Source organism: Marinobacter sp. CA1 (genome assembly GCF_020546665.1).
Lineage (GTDB): Bacteria > Pseudomonadota > Gammaproteobacteria > Pseudomonadales > Oleiphilaceae > Marinobacter > Marinobacter xestospongiae.
In genome coordinates this window covers 1,350,506-1,365,258 of the sequence record NZ_CP071785.1, presented here as the reverse complement: position 1 = coordinate 1,365,258, position 14,753 = coordinate 1,350,506, and the positions used below count along the sequence as shown (strand labels likewise).

Genomic DNA, 14,753 nt, shown 5'->3' with positions numbered 1-14,753 from the left:
AACCAATGGAGAGACATTCATGGCCGTAAAAGCACTGTACTATTCAGAGAGGGATGGGCTGGACATGGCACTGAAACACCCAGACACGATGCTGTTTTCGTCCAAGGCCGATGCCGACGCCCGCGACAAGATCCTGGAGCTGGCGGAAGAGATTACCCAGTTCCTCCATAACCGGGTGGAGGGGCTTGGCGAAGAGCTGGCAGAGAAAGCAGCCCTCGCCATCGCAGAAGAGAAAGACCTGTTCGCCAAGGCGCTCAAGAAGCCCTCTGTGCTCAACGCCATAGCCGGCGGCGACAGCAACAACGAAGACTGAACCGCGGCTGAATCACGGCCGAGTAAGGGAAGCTGGCAATTCTGGCCACGCTATAATCCCGGTATGCTGGTGGACAGATACCCACGAGTTGGCTGCTGCCTGATCAGGCAGCAGCCGGTCCGCCAAAAAGGATCATGCCTTGACCCTGACCACACCCGCACTGCTGTTCCCCGCCATCTCCCTGCTGCTGCTTGCCTACACCAACCGTTTTCTGGTCCTGGCCCAGCTCATCCGCCAGCTCAAACAGATGGAATCCGAGAAGGAACGCAGCATCATCGCCCGCCAGCTCGGCATGCTGCGTAAACGCATTGTGCTGACCAAGCGCATGCAGGCTTTGGGCGTGCTGAGCTTTTTCGGCTGTACCCTGTCGATGTTTGCCCTGTTCCTCGGCGCACAAACCCTTGGCGTGGTCTGTTTCGGCATCAGCCTGATTCTGCTGTCGCTGTCCCTGCTCTACTCACTGTATGAAATCATCATCTCCACCAACGCCATCAACGTGGAGCTGGAGGATTTCGAGCAACGACAGCAACAGCAGAAAGGCTCCTGATTAAAAGACTCCTGATTAGACGCCCTAGTCTCCAATCGGGTTGATGTCGTCCACGTAGCGGATCAGATCAGCCATGGTGAAGGTTCCCGGCACCGCCGACGGCAGGCTTGGCTGCCAATCCGGGCCGTCCAGCCACAGGTACGACTGGCGATCACCGTGTACCAGTCCAACCAGCACCTCAGACACGATGGTCGCGCCCACCGGCCCCAATCGCTCACCGTTTTCCCGGACTTCCGCCTCTTTCAGGATGTAATACCACAGCGGCGTAGCAGCATCGAGTCCCTGACGCCGGGCCTCATCACCGTCCGGACCGGTGGCAATTTCCGCCGCGGTGAGTGGATTGCTGATGCCCATGGCCGTGGCGACGTCCTGTCCCGATGGCAGACCCAGCTGGACACCTCGCTGGAGATTGCGCAACGCCAGGTTGCCGCCACCACCGGGCAGCTCGTGCAGCTCGGGCGCCAGACGGGCGTCGATACGTCGGGACAGGTTGGTGGCCAGCCCCGGAGATTGATCCACATCGTAGAACCGGCGCCAATCGATGATCAGGGCACTGGGCAGGGACCGCACCAGGTCACCACCATCCATGTCATCCGGCGCCAGGTTGCCTACAATAGCGCCGGCCAGGCCGCTGAAACGGAAGATTTCCGGGAAATCAATCGGGCTGTATAGCCGGTTCAGATGGTAGGTCTGGCGCACCATGCTGTGGCCCAGACGATAGGCCGCTGCAGAAAACTCCACCGGCATGTACGGGGTTTCCTGGAATCGATAGAACTGCCGCCCATCGGCCAGAATGCGGGCGGTGGTACCGTCACCGCAGAGTTTTTCCATCCAATCGTGAAGCACCAGCCATTGATAGTGCCAGGTGACCAGTCGTCGTGCCTGTTCGAAGCGCGCCTCCCGGGGAACGCCATCGGCCTCGAGTTGATCGCAAACCCGGTTGTGAAACTTCAGGAATGCCAGGTGGGTCTGAGCCACCAGGAGGTTTTCGTCGTTGCGGGGATCGCCGATCAACGCCATACCCTCGGCACTGCGGGGCAGATCATTGCGGAAGTGGCCGGGAACAGAGCCATAGTGAATCCGCATGTTATGCCCCAACAGCAGCCGTTCCCCCCGAACCCGCGGATTGCCGGCCAGGCGCGCATACAGGTGAGGGCTACCCTCCGGCCCGAGACCATAGACATTGTCGAGATCCAGCGCCGGCGTGCGGAAGTTGGTAACACCCAACGGGTCCCGGCGGCGCTGGTTGAGGGACGCCAGGTCCAGGGTGATGTCATGGTCAACAAACTGCCCGAAGTAGGTATAACCGGCCGGAATGTGGCGGTTGTCCAGCGCCGGGTCCACCGCGTCGGCAGCGACCATGGTCTCTGCCAGTGCCCGCAGTTTGTCTTCGGCAACTTCCAGTGGTGGCAAATCCGGGAACATACGGCCAAACATGCCAGGGTCATCATGGCCGGACAGGCGAGCCAGGGCTTCGGCCGACGGGCGGCGGCCACCACCACCGTGGCCCGGGCAACCCAGCCCCGGGGTTGGATGCATTAGGGTCCTTGTCATCGTTCACTCTCCCATGTGGTACGCATGATCCATCAAGGCAACCGACAACTGGCCACTGCTCCAGACCGCCAACCTTGGGACCGGTCGGCAGCATCAATGGTAGGTACTCTCAGATCTTGGTTCAGGCGGGAAACGTCGTGGTCTCGCCATGCCTGGCTGCTGTTGAGAGTTGATCAATAAGCTTCGCTTCGATCAAAAACACAAGGGCATAGCTCATGCCAGAACGGCAACTCGGCAGTAATATCAGTCAGTGTGGAAACGGGAGAAACCGTCAGCCAAGCCAGGGTGTCAAGAATGCCGACACCCCGGTGCCCCGTCCGGTCGTCTCGCTGACCAGACGGGGCTCTGACGGTCTGAAGCGTCAGCGGGCGCCGGAGATGCGGAACTCGCTGACCAGGGACTGCAGTTCTGCCGCCAGTCGCGCCAGATCCTCACTGCCCTGGGCGGTGTGCCCTGCCCCGGTGCGGGTCTGCTCGGCGGTGTCAACAATCTGGGTCAGGTTGGCATTCACCTGGTCCGCAGCCACCGACTGTTCCTCCGACGCGCTGGCGATCTGGGCACCCATGCCGGTAATGTGCTCGATCGCCCCACTGATGCGCTCCAGGATATCGGCAACTTCCACCACTTGGTCACGGCTGGCTTCCACGTCCCGCTGGCCGGATTCCATGGCGGCCACCGCCCGGTCACTCTCGCCCTGAAGCGCCGTTACCAGGGACTCGATCTCTTCGGTGGAATCCTGGGTGCGCCGAGCCAGGGAGCGAACCTCATCGGCCACCACGGCAAAGCCACGGCCCTGCTCGCCCGCCCGCGCGGCCTCAATGGCAGCATTCAACGCCAACAGATTGGTCTGCTCGGCGATGTCGTTGATCACCTGGATCACCCGACCGATGGACTGGCTCTGGTCCGCCAGACCACGAATGGTCTCGGAGATCGACGCCACTTCGGTCGACAGCTTCTGCAAACGCTCCCGGTTGTCGTTGCCTTTATTCCGGCCTTCGCTGGCCAACTGATCGGCGTTGGTGGCCGCCGCCTGGGCTTCACTGGCGCTGCGGGCCACGTCCTGGCTGGCGGCGCTCATCTGGTTCATCGCGGTCGCTACCTGATCGGTCTGCTCCGCCTGCAGGTCAATGGACTGCTGGGTCTGGTTGCTGACCGCTGACATTTCTTCCGCGGCCGAGGCCACTTCCGCAGTGGCACCAGACAACCGGCGCACCAATGACTCCATCTGGTCCAGCATGTTGTTGAAGGAGTCCGACGTTGCCGCCACCTCATCGGTACCCACGCTCTGCAGGCGCAGGGACAGGTCCGAGTTTTCGGCAATGCGATTGATCATTGCCCTCAGATTGCCAATGGGCCCGGAAATGGAGCGGCCGATCAACATCCCCACCACCAGTAGCACCACAATCAGGCCGATACAGGTAACGGAATAGATCAACACAACTCGATCGTGCAGTTCGACGGTATCATCACGAATCACTTCCGATGCCCGTAATTGCACCTGCATCAGTTCCTCGATGCGCGAGGTAACCGGATCAATGGCGTCGTAGAGAGGCCCGTCAATCGCATCCAGTTGACCTTCCGCATTGCCGCTTGTCCTCGACAACGCGGTGAGTGCATCAGCAATGGCCCGGTCAGCGCGCTGGAAATCCGTTTCCACCTGCCGGACCAACCGCGCTTCTTCCTCAGTCAGCCGGGTTTCGCTGTAACGCCCCCACTGGTCCTCAATGGTCTGCTGGGCCTGACGGATGCCATTGGCCGCCTCCGACGCCGTCATCCGGCCGGCATTGGCCTTGTTGACGGCATCAATGATCAGTACGGCGTAGCTGTCGGAAATGTTCTTTAGCTGTTTGAGTGGCACTATCCGGTCGTCATAGAGGCTCAAAACCCCCTGCTCAACCCGGGTGAAGGACGTCATGCCGTAGATGGTCACCGCGATCACCGCGATCACCGGCAAGGCGTAGGAAATCAGAAGGCGATATCGAATCGTTAGTCTGTTTAACACTCTCGGGAACCCCTGGACTGCTTATCGTTCTATTCATCTTTGGACAGAGGGGATTCCTTTCCGTATCAATGACCGCAGATACGTTGGATAGGTATAGAGGCTGAATACAGATCTCCACCAACAATCGCAGCCTCTGACCATCTTTATAGATCTAAAAATCGCATGTTGCCAGAACGAGGATATTAGCCAAATGTCGAACCTTGCAGTATGCGGGCTTGCCTACACAGGGGTTACCGAAATAACATTCAATGAGAATCATTAACCAACAGAGGTTCAGCCCATGTATATCGCCATGAACCGGTTCCGTATTACGCCGGGCAAAGAACAGGAATTCATCGAGATCTGGCAGGGACGGGACAGCTACCTGGACGAGGTACCCGGTATCCAGAGTTTCCACCTGCTGCAGGGCCCAAAACACGAGGACCACACCCTGTTCAGCACCCACACGGTATGGGATTCGGAGCAGGCGTTTATCGACTGGACCAAATCTGAAGCGTTCAAGAAGGCGCACGCCAACGCCAAACCGGCCAAGGATCTGTACCTGGGACCGCCTCAGTTCGAAGGGTTTGAATCGGTGCTGTAAGCAACATCGAACCACCCCGGCCGCCAGGGCCGGGGCTTAATCACTGAAATTCTAGAACCCGTCCAACACCAGTTTCCCCCGCACCTGACCGGATTCCTGAAGCTCATGGGCCCGCCGCAGGTTGGCCACCGAGAGCCCGCCCAGATGCTGCCCCATAGTGGTCCGCAGAATGCCCTGATCCACTAGGGACGCCACTTCCGTCAACAGCCGGTGCTGTTCGATGCGATCATCGGTGGCGAACATGGAACGGGTAAACATGAACTCCCAGTGCAGTGAAATGCTCTTGCGCTTCAGCGCCATCACATCCAGCGTCTGGGGATCATCAATCAATCCGAATCGCCCCTGGGGACGCAAAACCTCCACCAACGCTGCCAGGTGCTGTTCGGTACCGTTCAACGACGCCACATGGCTGACGTTGTCCAACCCCAGTCCCGCCAGTTGATCCGCCAGATCGTCGTGGTGATTGATGACATGATCCGCCCCCAGCGTCAGCAGCCAGTCCCGTGTTTCTGCCCGGGAAGCGGTAGCGATAACCCGGGCACCGGTCAGTTGACGGGCCAGCTGCACCAGGATCGACCCCACCCCACCGCCGGCTCCGACCACCAGCAGGCACGGCGAGTCCGCCGTCAGCGCTCGCTCCGAACCGGCGGCCCGCCGCGCCAGGCCAAGGCGATCAAACAACAGCTCCCAGGCGGTGATGGTGGTCAACGGCATGGCCGCGGCCTCGGCGTAGGTCAGGGTTTCCGGCATTCGGCCCACCAGGCGCTCATCCACCCGTTGATACTCGGCATTGCTGCCCGGCCGATTCAGGTCGCCGGCGTACCAGACCCGGTCACCCGGCTGGAACAGTGTCACCTGCTCCCCCACCGCCACCACGTCCCCCGCGGCGTCCCACCCCAGGATTCGGGGGCCGCCCTCTTCCGGCGTGACGTTGCGGCGAATCTTGCTGTCCACCGGGTTCACCGCAACAGCAGCCACCCGGACCAGAACGTCGTGGGGACCAGGCTGGGGCTGCGCCAGGTCAAACGATTCCAGTGCCTCGGCACTGTCAATGGGCTGCGGGGTTCGATAGCCAATGGCCTTCATGAGTCAGCTCCTTCGGAGTGGTTGGCCGCAACGGCCGGATCAATGGTGGATGGATCAAAACGGGGATAATCGCTGTAACCACGCTGGTCGCCGCCAAACAGTGCTGTCGGGTCCGCGGCCGCCAGGGGCCAGTCGTGCAGCAACCGTTCCGGCAGGTCAGGGTTGGCCACGAACGGGCGGCCAAACGCCACCAGGTCCGTCAGGCCAGCAGCCAGCAGGTCGTTGGCGCGGTCACGATCATAGCCCCCGGCCACAATCAGGGTGCCCTTGAAGCGCTCCCGCAACTGGTGACGGAAGGGTTCAGGAATGACCGGCGCATCATCCCACTCCGCTTCCGACAGGTGGATATAGCCAATGCCCATGTCATTCAGCCGTTCCGACGCCGCCAGGATGGTATCGATGATGTCCGGACACGCCATGCCCCGGGCAGTGATGTAGGGCGCCAGGCGCACGCCGACGCGCGCGGCGCCGATCTCTTCAGCAACCGCGCCCACCACCTCCAGCAGCAGGCGCAGGCGATTCTCCCGGCTGCCGCCGTAGCGGTCTGTGCGAACGTTGGAGGTGGTACGCAGGAACTGGTCCAGCAGATAGCCATTGGCCGCATGGATCTCCACGCCGTCCGCGCCGGCCGCCATGGCATTCGCCGCCGCCTGACGGTAGTCCGCGACAATGCCGGCCAGCTCTTCGGTGGCCAACGCCCGCGGCATCGGGCAATCCACCATGCCGCCTCCACCCTGACCATCGGCGACCCAGACCTGGGCCCGTGGGTCGATCGCGGACGGCGCAACGGGGGGCTCGCCATCATGGAAGCTGGCGTGGGACATGCGCCCGACGTGCCAGAGTTGCAGCACCATACGGCCACCAGCCCGGTGGACGGCGTCGGTTACCCGGCGCCAGCCATCCACCTGAGCCTCGGTGTAGATACCGGGGGTGAAGCTGTAGCCCTGCCCCTGGCGACTAATCTGGGTAGCCTCAGAGATGATCAGGCCAGCACTGGCCCGCTGGGCGTAGTAGTCCGCCATCATCGCTGAGGGAATATCGCCCGGTTGTTCGGTGCGACAGCGGGTCATCGGTGCCATCACCACCCGGTTGGGCAGGCTCTGGTCCGTCAGGGTGTAAGGCTGAAACAGGGGCAGGGTCATCTTAGAGTTCCTCCAGGGAATCGATGGTTGTCAGGGGTGCTGCTGAGGCGTCCGCAGCCAGGGGAAGATCCAGTTCAATCACCAGGCCGCAGTCGAGGCGAAAGAACAGCTGCAACTGGTCAGTCTCTGGTACCCGGGCCTGTTCGAAGGGCACCTCAAGCTGCTGCAGTTGACGAATGACCTGGTCACCGGGCAGTTCGGCGCGGAACGCCAGGTGGCTGAGCTTGGCAGGCTCCGTCGCCGGTACCTCCACCACATGCAGCAACGCCTGGGAGCCGGCGTAGTGCCAACGGCCCGGGAAGGGAAACGCCGGCCGCGGACCTGGCACCAGAGCTAATAGCCGGGCCAGGATCTGCACATCCCGTGCGCCTTCCGGCGCCGTCAGGCTGAGGTGATCGAACTGCCAGGCAGGACTCGATGGGGCCCGGGACGGACCCGAAGGGGAATCGCTCATCGCGGGTGTCTCCAGTCATGGGTGAGGCACCAGCTTATTAATCAATCCACGGTTGAAAAACCGCTTTAAAAGATAACCAGTTTCAACTATTTTTTGAATATGAAAGGCCTCCACGATCTTGACCTGTTTGTCCGTACTGCCCATGCTGGCAGTCTCTCCGCCGCTGCCCGGCAGCTCAATCTCACCCCCGCAGCCGCCAGCGCCGCCATCAAGCGACTGGAGGCCGAGCTTGGGGTTGTGCTGTTCCTGCGTTCGACCCGCCGCCTGAGGCTGACCCTGGAAGGCGAGAGCTATCTCCAGCACTGCGAGCAGGCGCTGACCATCCTGCAGGATGCCCGCCAGGCCCTGCACAGTGGCCGGCAGGTCATCAGCGGCACGGTGCAGCTCACCATGCCCTCAGATCTGGGCCGAAACCGGGTTCTGCCGCTGCTGGACCAATTCCAGCAGCAACACCCCGATGTGCATCTGCAACTGCGCCTGAGTGACCGCCTGGCGGATATCTACAGTCAGCCTGTGGATCTCGCCTTGCGCTACGGTGAGCCGCCGGATTCCAGCCTGGTGGCCTTACCGGTTGTCACTGACAACCGCCGCGTGCTGGTGGCCGCTCCGGGCTATCTGGAACTTCACGGTCATCCGCAAACCCTGGACGAGCTGGCCCAGCACAATTGCCTGTGTTACATGCGCGGTGACTACTTCCACGATCGCTGGCGCTTCTTCGCGGACGATGGACAGGAGAAGTCGGTGCCGGTGCGGGGGGATCGGGTCACCGACGATGGCGATGCGGTGCGGCGCTGGGTGCTGGCCGGCTGCGGGGTGGCCTACAAGTCGACTCTGGATATCAGCCAGGAACTGACCCGGGGCCACCTGATCCGCCTGTGCCCGCAATGGCAGGGGGAGCCAGCGCCACTGAACCTGGTGTGCGCGGACCGGCGCCAGCTGTCACCAACGGTGCGAGCCCTGCACCAGTTTCTGGTATCGCAGCTGCGCGACTGAAAGCGAATTCGGTAAAACTCCGAAAATGTCGACGAAGTGTCATAAAAAATCCATAAACTTCCCCAAAATGCGGGTTACAACAACCAACGACTGATGGGGAAGTTCCAATCATGAAGCAGTATTCTCGACGCCAGTTCCTCAAGGCTTCGGCCCTCACCATGGGTGCAGTGGCGGTTTCCACCGGCCTTTCCGGCTGCCTGTCTTCCAGCGATGATGACCGCTCGATCTCATTCAGCCACGGGGTGGCCAGTGGTGATCCACTGCAGGATGGCGTCATGCTCTGGACCCGGGTCCTGCCCTCCGAAGATCTGGACAAGCCAGTGACCACCACCTGGGAAGTGGCGACCGATGAAGGCTTCAGCAACCTGATCCACAACGGTTCGATTGACGCCCGTCAGGAGCACGACTTCACCATCAAGGTGGATGTGCGCAACCTGGCACCGGGACAGACCTACTACTACCGTTTCCGCGCCGGCGACAAGACCTCCCTCACCGGCACCACCCGCACCCTGCCGGAAGGTGCTGTCAACAACGTCAAGCTGGCGGTCATGTCCTGCTCGAACTACCCGGCCGGCTACTTCCATGTATACGCCGCCGCAGCCCAGGAGCAGGATCTTGACGCGGTTGTCCACCTCGGTGATTACATCTACGAATACGACGGTAACGGCTATGCCACGGACGATGCCGCCGCCCTCGGTCGCACCCTGCCTGCAGACAACGACACCGAACTACTGAGTCTGACGGATTACCGCAAGCGTTACGCCCTGTACCGCAGCGATACCGACCTCCAGGTACTGCACGCCCTGGTACCGTTTATCACGGTGTGGGATGACCACGAAGTCGCCAACGACACCTGGCGTGACGGCGCCGAGAACCACAACGACGGTGAGGGTGACTTCCAGCAGCGTAAACTCGCTGCCCTGCAGGCCTACTTTGAGTGGCTTCCGATCCGTCCCGTCACCGACGGCGATCAGGAAACCATTTACCGCACTTTCCAGTTCGGCGACCTGGTATCACTGCACATGCTGGACACCCGGGTGATCGGCCGCGATCAGCAGCTCGACTACGCCAACTACCTCACCGGCGATGGCATCAACGCGCCAGCATTCCAGGCGGACCTCACCGATCCCAACCGCACCTTGCTGGGAGCAGAACAGAAAGGCTGGCTGCAAAACACCCTGGCCCAGTCAACCACCACCTGGGACGTGCTCGGCCAGCAGATCCTGATGGGACGAATGATGCTGCCAGCGGAGCTGCTGCTGAACTTCATCAACCCTGATCCCGCTACGCTGCTGCCCCAGTTCCAGGAGTTGGCCACACTGAAGGCCCGCCAGCTCCAGGGCGATCCCACCCTGACAGAAGCAGAGATTGCCCGCCTCACCACCGTGCTGCCATACAATCTGGACGCCTGGGACGGCTACTTCGCAGAACGGGAAGTGGTGCTGGAAACCGCCCGCAGCCTCGACCGTAACCTGGTGGTGCTGGCCGGCGATACCCACAACGCCTGGGCCAGCAATCTGAAAACGATGAACGGCGACACGGTTGGCGTGGAACTGGCGACTTCCTCGGTCTCCTCCCCCGGCATGGAGGAGTACCTGCAGCTGCCCATGGAGCAGGTGATGGGCGCCGAGCAGGCTCTCAGCCTGCTGGTGGATGATCTGCAATACCTCAACCTCAACCAGCGCGGCTACCTGGTGGTGAACTTCAGCCCGGAGCAGGTCACAGCGGACTGGCGCTTCGTCTCAACGGTGAAGAGCCCGGACTATCAGGTTGACAGCAACCGCAGCCAGCGCCTGAAAGTCCTGCCGGGGGCGGGCAATCGCACCCTGGTGCCGGTGGCCTGATTCCTGGCACCGGATAGCCGCCGACAACACTCGCCCCAGCCAACCCGCGCTGGGGCGGGTCATGATTTAAGTCATTGTAATTCCGAACCATAACCCCACACCGCCAAGCAATGCCGGTATAATGCCCGGCTTTCCGGCCCAGCGGGCCGGTCTCCCTTCCCTGTCCCTGCCTGGAGGATGCGCCCATGCCCTTGCTGCGCGGCTTTCTCACTCTTTTGCTGTTCCTGATTCTGGGGGAGCTGTTGCGCTACCTGTGCAACTGGCCGGTCAGCGGTGGTGTTGCCGGGATGATGCTGCTGACACTGTGGCTGATGATCACCGGAGATGTCCGGGATGACGTCGCCCAGACCAGCCAGCACCTGATTTCGCTGCTGATCCTGTTGATCATGCCCGGGGTGGTTGGCGTGTTCTTTCTCGGCAACCAGTTCGACGGCCAATGGCTGGCCATTGCCGCGGCCCTGGTGGGCGGCACCCTGCTCAGTGTACTGACCACTCTATTGCTGCTGAAAGCGTTGGTGCCGCAAAAACCGGCGGAGGTCCCCCATGACTGAGTTCAGCGCACGATTACAATCCCTGTTCCCGCATCTTCTGGCGACACCGGCGCTGTCGGTATTACTGACCCTGATTGCCTACTTCGCCGGCGTCACGATTTTCCGCAAGCTGCGCCAGCCGGTGTGGTGCCCGCCGGTGCTGGTGGCCGCACTGTTGCTGGCAGGTACGCTCAGCCTGTTGTCGATCAGTTTTGACGACTATCGACGTGGTGCCGGCTGGCTGTCGTTCCTCCTGGGCCCCGCCACCGTGGCGCTTGGCGTGCCGCTGTACCAGCAGTTCCACCACATCCGTGCCCTCTGGCGGCAAATTCTGGTCACCGTTCCGCTGGCCGCCACCATGGCCGCCGCCTATGCCCTGGTCATTGCCTGGGCTCTGGGTGGTAGCAACAGCGTGATGGCGTCACTGGCGCCCAAGTCGGTCACCGCTCCCATTGCCATTGGTATCAACCAGCAGATCGGTGGTTCGGTGTCGCTGCTCATGGGTAGCCTGCTGGTGACCGGGGTCGTGGCCTCGCTGTGTGTTGACCTGCTCAGTCGACGCCTCGGCATCGAAGACGATCGCCTGATCGGCCTTACCCTCGGCATCAATGGTCACGCCATCGGCACCGTCCGGGCCTTTGAGATCAGCCCCACCGCCGGTGCATTTTCCTCTCTGGGCATGGGTCTGACGGGCGTATTCACCGCAGTGCTGCTGCCCTTTGCGATGCAGCTGTTGGCCCTGACGGCAACCTGACGTCGCCGTTTCAGCCCTTTGCAAGGTTCGACCTGACAGGGTTCAATGGAGCCTTCGTGCGATGTATCCCTGTCAGGAGAATAATAATGACGAAGTTCCGAATTCTCGCCGTCCTGATCACCCTGCTGGTGGCCAGCCCCATGCTCCAGGCCGCAGAGGACGAGGGCCAGTCACGGGCCGAAGCCACGGTGTTCCAGACACTGACCGAAGATGAACGCAAGGTGGTACTGGGCAACCTGCAGAACCTGCTGAGCAGTTCCATTGATGCGGCGCTGACGCAGATCCATCAGCAGGGGGGCGTGAAACCCTTCGCCTACATCGGCGACTATGAAGGCCAGGGTCGCTTTCTGAGATTTTCCGAGGATCAAGCGGTGCCACCGGACGTGGCTGTGCATGCGATCCAGCGCTCAGTGGTCAAAGCCGCCACCGACGGCACCCTGGCAGCCAGCCTGCTGTACATCACCACCGGCGGGTCAGACCACCTCTCCAACGACACCCTCGCCCAGTTCCGCGCTGAAGCGGAAGCCGACGGCCGTACCCTTGAAGATCTTCGCTACCTGCTGATCGAGATGCAGCACCTGGCCGGGCTTGGCATTCTCCATGTCGTGCCCTATTGGCGGGAAGGTGAGGAATGGCAGGTCGGAGGCGCGATCCAGCAGGTCATTGAGCCTCGGCTGCACGATCTGGTCAAAGCCCGACTTCAGCCATCAGACACATAACATTGCAAACATTTGCAAAAGGTTACGGCCAGACGCTAGCGGGCAAGAACAGTTCTCGCTAACGTCTCGAGAGGGGTTGTCAGACAATCTGGCCTCTTATGACACAACATAAAAAGAAATAACGGACCAAGATACACAAAAGAAAAAGAATAGCTCGGGACACCAATCAGCAGGTACTAAAAACAATTCCAACTTCCAGAATTCCCCGAGGAGTCGAACAATGAAAACATTCAAAAAGCTTGCGTGTGCTACTGCGATCGCGTCTGCCACGGCCGCTCTGCCTGCCATGGGCCAGGGTCTGGTGCCGCTGGGCGATACTGACATGAGTAACGTTACCGGTCAGGCCGGCGTTACCATCGAAATGGACGCCAACGTAAACATTGACCGGGTTGCCTACTCCCAGAACGACGGTGGCCAGGGCCAGGGCGCCCTGCTGGTGGACAACATCCGTTTGTCAGGCTGGCAGAACGGCACTGACACCAACGGCAACCCGACCTACGATAACCTGGAACTGAAAGTCGACATCGACATCGCCGCCAACGGCGACGCCATCATCAAGCTGGCCAACCGCGCCTCCGCCGACCCGTTCAAGGTTGGTCTCGGCATTGACAGAATCGGCCTGGGCACCAACATGTCCGACCCGGTCACCACCACTCTGATCTCCAATCTGGAAGTCGAAGCCCTGGTCGGTACCACCACCATCACCGCCACCAACAACAACCCGTTTGCCGGTGGTGGCGACACAGGCTCACTGGTCATCGAATCTTCCTTCGCGGTGAACAACCTGGAAGCCGACGTCGACATGGTTGCGATGAAGCTGCGTGACGTTCGCGTTGCCGCCAGCGGTAACCTGGACACCCTCAAGAGCGGCGGTACTATCACCGACTCCATGCTGGCGACCAACACCGTCACCATCGGTTCCGGCTCTCGCCTGAGCGAGGCTGATCCCAGCAACCCGACCAACCCGCTGGCACTGCGTATGAGCGTGGGTGATTCCAACCTCGACGTTTGGATGGGTGACGTTCAGATCGGTGGCAAGAGCGTTGGCTCCGTCGCCATCCAGGGTCTGAGCATGGCCGGCACCGAAATCGCCGTTTACGGTCGCGACTGATATCCGGCTCAGGCCCTAGCACTCACTCGGGGGTGGCAGGGCCTGGCATCGCCACGCCGGCGCCACAAGCGCCAAGGCGATGCCCAGAACACAACCACAAAGCAGAGCAAGGACTGGGGGAGCGTGATCCGCTCCCCCGCTTCGTTTTAGGCAGCGAGTCTAACCAACACCCAGCACACCATCGATCGTCCGGTTTTTCCCCGCCGCCTTGGCCTCATAGAGGTAGCGATCCGCCTCATCAAACCACTGGTCGGCCGAAACGGGCCCGTTGACATGCACCATGCCGATACTGATGGTGCGGGAAAACGCCCCCAACCCATTGCCCTCAAATCGCAGGGCAGCAAAGTTACGCCGTATCCTCTCCGCAACTTGCGTCAGGGCCTCCACCGGCAGATTGCGCAGCAGGATGGTGAACTCCTCACCGCCGTAGCGGAAGGCACTGTCCTGTTGGCGGATATTGTCGCGGATGACCAGCGCCAGCTGTTTGATCACCTCATCACCGGTGGCGTGACCGTAGGTATCGTTGATGGGCTTGAAGTCGTCGACGTCGATAACCAGCAGGGCACGCTCCCCTTCCTGGTCGGCCAATAAACCCAACTGCCGGTCAAAGGCGGCTCGATTGCCAAGGCCTGTGAGCGGGTCCGTTTGGCTGAGTACCTGAAAATGCCGACGGGATTGGCGCTGTTCCCGGCCCCAGAAGAAAAGCCCAATGCTGACCAGTAACATGCCCGTTGGAAACCCCAGGTTTTCAAGCAGCTGCAGAGACAGGGGCTGCATGAACAGCCATTCTTCAAGAGCGTCTTCCAGGCTGGCAATCACAATCAGGGTAAAGCCCGGATAGAGCCACCAGAAAACACGATTGGAGATCGAGAATGTATGCAGGAACACTACCCAGCTTCCTGCCAGCACCGTCATGGCCATCTCACTGAAAAAATCGTGCAACGCAATCTCGCTCCAGCTACGCAGCGGCTCGTCCTTGAACGAGATAGCGATCACCATTGCAACCAAGGCAACAAAAACCGAAAAGGTCACTCGCTTGAGATGCATGCAGAGGTAGGCTCCCGTACTGCCCGTAGCTTGGCCACAGTCGCTCCTCAAAGAGACAAGGATGCTGGGCCTCC

At 61.0% G+C, this 14,753-nt stretch carries 15 protein-coding genes; 9 read left to right on the top strand and 6 right to left on the bottom strand.

From position 1 onward, the window contains the following. Window positions 1-19: 19 nt before the first annotated feature. The gene (locus J2887_RS06360) at window positions 20-313 is read left to right on the top strand and encodes a YebG family protein (RefSeq protein WP_227175148.1); all 294 of its coding nucleotides are present in this window, start codon (window positions 20-22) and stop codon (window positions 311-313) included. Between the two features lie 139 nt (window positions 314-452). Further along, on the top strand, window positions 453-860 hold the full coding sequence (locus J2887_RS06355; RefSeq protein ID WP_227175147.1) for a DUF2721 domain-containing protein: 408 nt from the start codon (window positions 453-455) through the stop codon (window positions 858-860). Window positions 861-884: 24 nt separating this feature from the next. On the opposite strand, the gene J2887_RS06350 is transcribed toward J2887_RS06355, so the two are convergent. Both J2887_RS06350 and J2887_RS06345 read right to left on the bottom strand, forming a co-directional pair. After that, window positions 885-2,414, bottom strand: a complete 1,530-nt coding sequence (locus tag J2887_RS06350; protein ID WP_227175146.1) for a peroxidase family protein — start codon at window positions 2,412-2,414, stop codon at window positions 885-887. A gap of 361 nt (window positions 2,415-2,775) precedes the next feature. Then, window positions 2,776-4,416, bottom strand: a complete 1,641-nt coding sequence (locus J2887_RS06345) for a methyl-accepting chemotaxis protein (protein ID WP_227175145.1) — start codon at window positions 4,414-4,416, stop codon at window positions 2,776-2,778. A 280-nt stretch (window positions 4,417-4,696) separates the two neighbouring features. Here J2887_RS06345 and J2887_RS06340 point away from each other — a divergent pair, with 280 nt between their 5' ends. Beyond that, complete coding sequence (locus J2887_RS06340) at window positions 4,697-4,999, top strand: antibiotic biosynthesis monooxygenase family protein (protein WP_227175144.1); 303 nt, start codon at window positions 4,697-4,699, stop codon at window positions 4,997-4,999. Window positions 5,000-5,050: 51 nt separating this feature from the next. Here J2887_RS06340 and J2887_RS06335 read toward each other — a convergent pair whose 3' ends face one another. The 3 genes from J2887_RS06335 to J2887_RS06325 are packed head-to-tail and all read right to left on the bottom strand — an operon-like array spanning window position 5,051 to window position 7,681. Next, entirely contained in the window at window positions 5,051-6,085 is a 1,035-nt protein-coding gene (locus J2887_RS06335; protein ID WP_227175143.1) for a zinc-binding alcohol dehydrogenase family protein, read from the bottom strand. Further along, window positions 6,082-7,227 carry an alkene reductase gene (locus tag J2887_RS06330; RefSeq protein ID WP_227175142.1) on the bottom strand — a complete coding sequence of 382 codons (1,146 nt, stop codon included), beginning with the start codon at window positions 7,225-7,227 and terminating at the stop codon, window positions 6,082-6,084. Before J2887_RS06330 ends, J2887_RS06335 begins: the two co-directional genes overlap by 4 nt. A gap of 1 nt (window position 7,228) precedes the next feature. Next, window positions 7,229-7,681, bottom strand: a complete 453-nt coding sequence (locus tag J2887_RS06325) for a hypothetical protein (RefSeq protein WP_227175141.1) — start codon at window positions 7,679-7,681, stop codon at window positions 7,229-7,231. Between the two features lie 99 nt (window positions 7,682-7,780). Between J2887_RS06325 and J2887_RS06320 the strand changes: the two genes are divergently transcribed. The 6 genes from J2887_RS06320 to J2887_RS06295 all read left to right on the top strand — a co-directional run bounded on the left by J2887_RS06320 (window position 7,781) and on the right by J2887_RS06295 (window position 13,632). Beyond that, on the top strand, window positions 7,781-8,674 hold the full coding sequence (locus J2887_RS06320) for a LysR family transcriptional regulator (protein ID WP_227175140.1): 894 nt from the start codon (window positions 7,781-7,783) through the stop codon (window positions 8,672-8,674). A gap of 110 nt (window positions 8,675-8,784) precedes the next feature. Continuing rightward, window positions 8,785-10,518, top strand: coding sequence for an alkaline phosphatase D family protein (locus tag J2887_RS06315; protein ID WP_227175139.1), 1,734 nt, complete (start codon window positions 8,785-8,787; stop codon window positions 10,516-10,518). Between the two features lie 185 nt (window positions 10,519-10,703). Further along, complete coding sequence (locus J2887_RS06310; protein ID WP_227175138.1) at window positions 10,704-11,069, top strand: CidA/LrgA family protein; 366 nt, start codon at window positions 10,704-10,706, stop codon at window positions 11,067-11,069. Continuing rightward, window positions 11,062-11,802 (top strand): LrgB family protein, encoded by a 741-nt coding sequence (locus tag J2887_RS06305; protein ID WP_227175137.1) that lies wholly within the window; start codon window positions 11,062-11,064, stop codon window positions 11,800-11,802. Before J2887_RS06310 ends, J2887_RS06305 begins: the two co-directional genes overlap by 8 nt. An 86-nt stretch (window positions 11,803-11,888) precedes the next feature. Then, on the top strand, window positions 11,889-12,521 hold the full coding sequence (locus J2887_RS06300) for a hypothetical protein (RefSeq protein ID WP_227175136.1): 633 nt from the start codon (window positions 11,889-11,891) through the stop codon (window positions 12,519-12,521). Window positions 12,522-12,741: 220 nt separating this feature from the next. After that, window positions 12,742-13,632, top strand: a complete 891-nt coding sequence (locus J2887_RS06295; RefSeq protein ID WP_227175135.1) for a DUF6160 family protein — start codon at window positions 12,742-12,744, stop codon at window positions 13,630-13,632. A 159-nt stretch (window positions 13,633-13,791) separates the two neighbouring features. On the opposite strand, the gene J2887_RS06290 is transcribed toward J2887_RS06295, so the two are convergent. Continuing rightward, window positions 13,792-14,679: a GGDEF domain-containing protein gene (locus J2887_RS06290; RefSeq protein WP_227175134.1), complete on the bottom strand. Its 888-nt coding sequence runs from the start codon at window positions 14,677-14,679 to the stop codon at window positions 13,792-13,794. Window positions 14,680-14,753: the final 74 nt, after the last annotated feature.

What these genes read in the sequence shown, in the direction of transcription:
- J2887_RS06305 (WP_227175137.1), top strand. Translation starts at nt 11,062, where the DNA reads ATGACTGAGTTCAGCGCACGATTACAATCCCTGTTCCCGCATCTTCTG.
- J2887_RS06295 (WP_227175135.1), top strand. Translation starts at nt 12,742, where the DNA reads ATGAAAACATTCAAAAAGCTTGCGTGTGCTACTGCGATCGCGTCTGCC.
- J2887_RS06325 (WP_227175141.1), bottom strand. Translation starts at nt 7,681, where the DNA reads ATGAGCGATTCCCCTTCGGGTCCGTCCCGGGCCCCATCGAGTCCTGCC.
- J2887_RS06330 (WP_227175142.1), bottom strand. Translation starts at nt 7,227, where the DNA reads ATGACCCTGCCCCTGTTTCAGCCTTACACCCTGACGGACCAGAGCCTG.
- J2887_RS06320 (WP_227175140.1), top strand. Translation starts at nt 7,781, where the DNA reads ATGAAAGGCCTCCACGATCTTGACCTGTTTGTCCGTACTGCCCATGCT.
- J2887_RS06315 (WP_227175139.1), top strand. Translation starts at nt 8,785, where the DNA reads ATGAAGCAGTATTCTCGACGCCAGTTCCTCAAGGCTTCGGCCCTCACC.
- J2887_RS06350 (WP_227175146.1), bottom strand. Translation starts at nt 2,414, where the DNA reads ATGACAAGGACCCTAATGCATCCAACCCCGGGGCTGGGTTGCCCGGGC.
- J2887_RS06290 (WP_227175134.1), bottom strand. Translation starts at nt 14,679, where the DNA reads ATGCATCTCAAGCGAGTGACCTTTTCGGTTTTTGTTGCCTTGGTTGCA.
- J2887_RS06335 (WP_227175143.1), bottom strand. Translation starts at nt 6,085, where the DNA reads ATGAAGGCCATTGGCTATCGAACCCCGCAGCCCATTGACAGTGCCGAG.
- J2887_RS06340 (WP_227175144.1), top strand. Translation starts at nt 4,697, where the DNA reads ATGTATATCGCCATGAACCGGTTCCGTATTACGCCGGGCAAAGAACAG.
- J2887_RS06310 (WP_227175138.1), top strand. Translation starts at nt 10,704, where the DNA reads ATGCCCTTGCTGCGCGGCTTTCTCACTCTTTTGCTGTTCCTGATTCTG.
- J2887_RS06300 (WP_227175136.1), top strand. Translation starts at nt 11,889, where the DNA reads ATGACGAAGTTCCGAATTCTCGCCGTCCTGATCACCCTGCTGGTGGCC.
- J2887_RS06360 (WP_227175148.1), top strand. Translation starts at nt 20, where the DNA reads ATGGCCGTAAAAGCACTGTACTATTCAGAGAGGGATGGGCTGGACATG.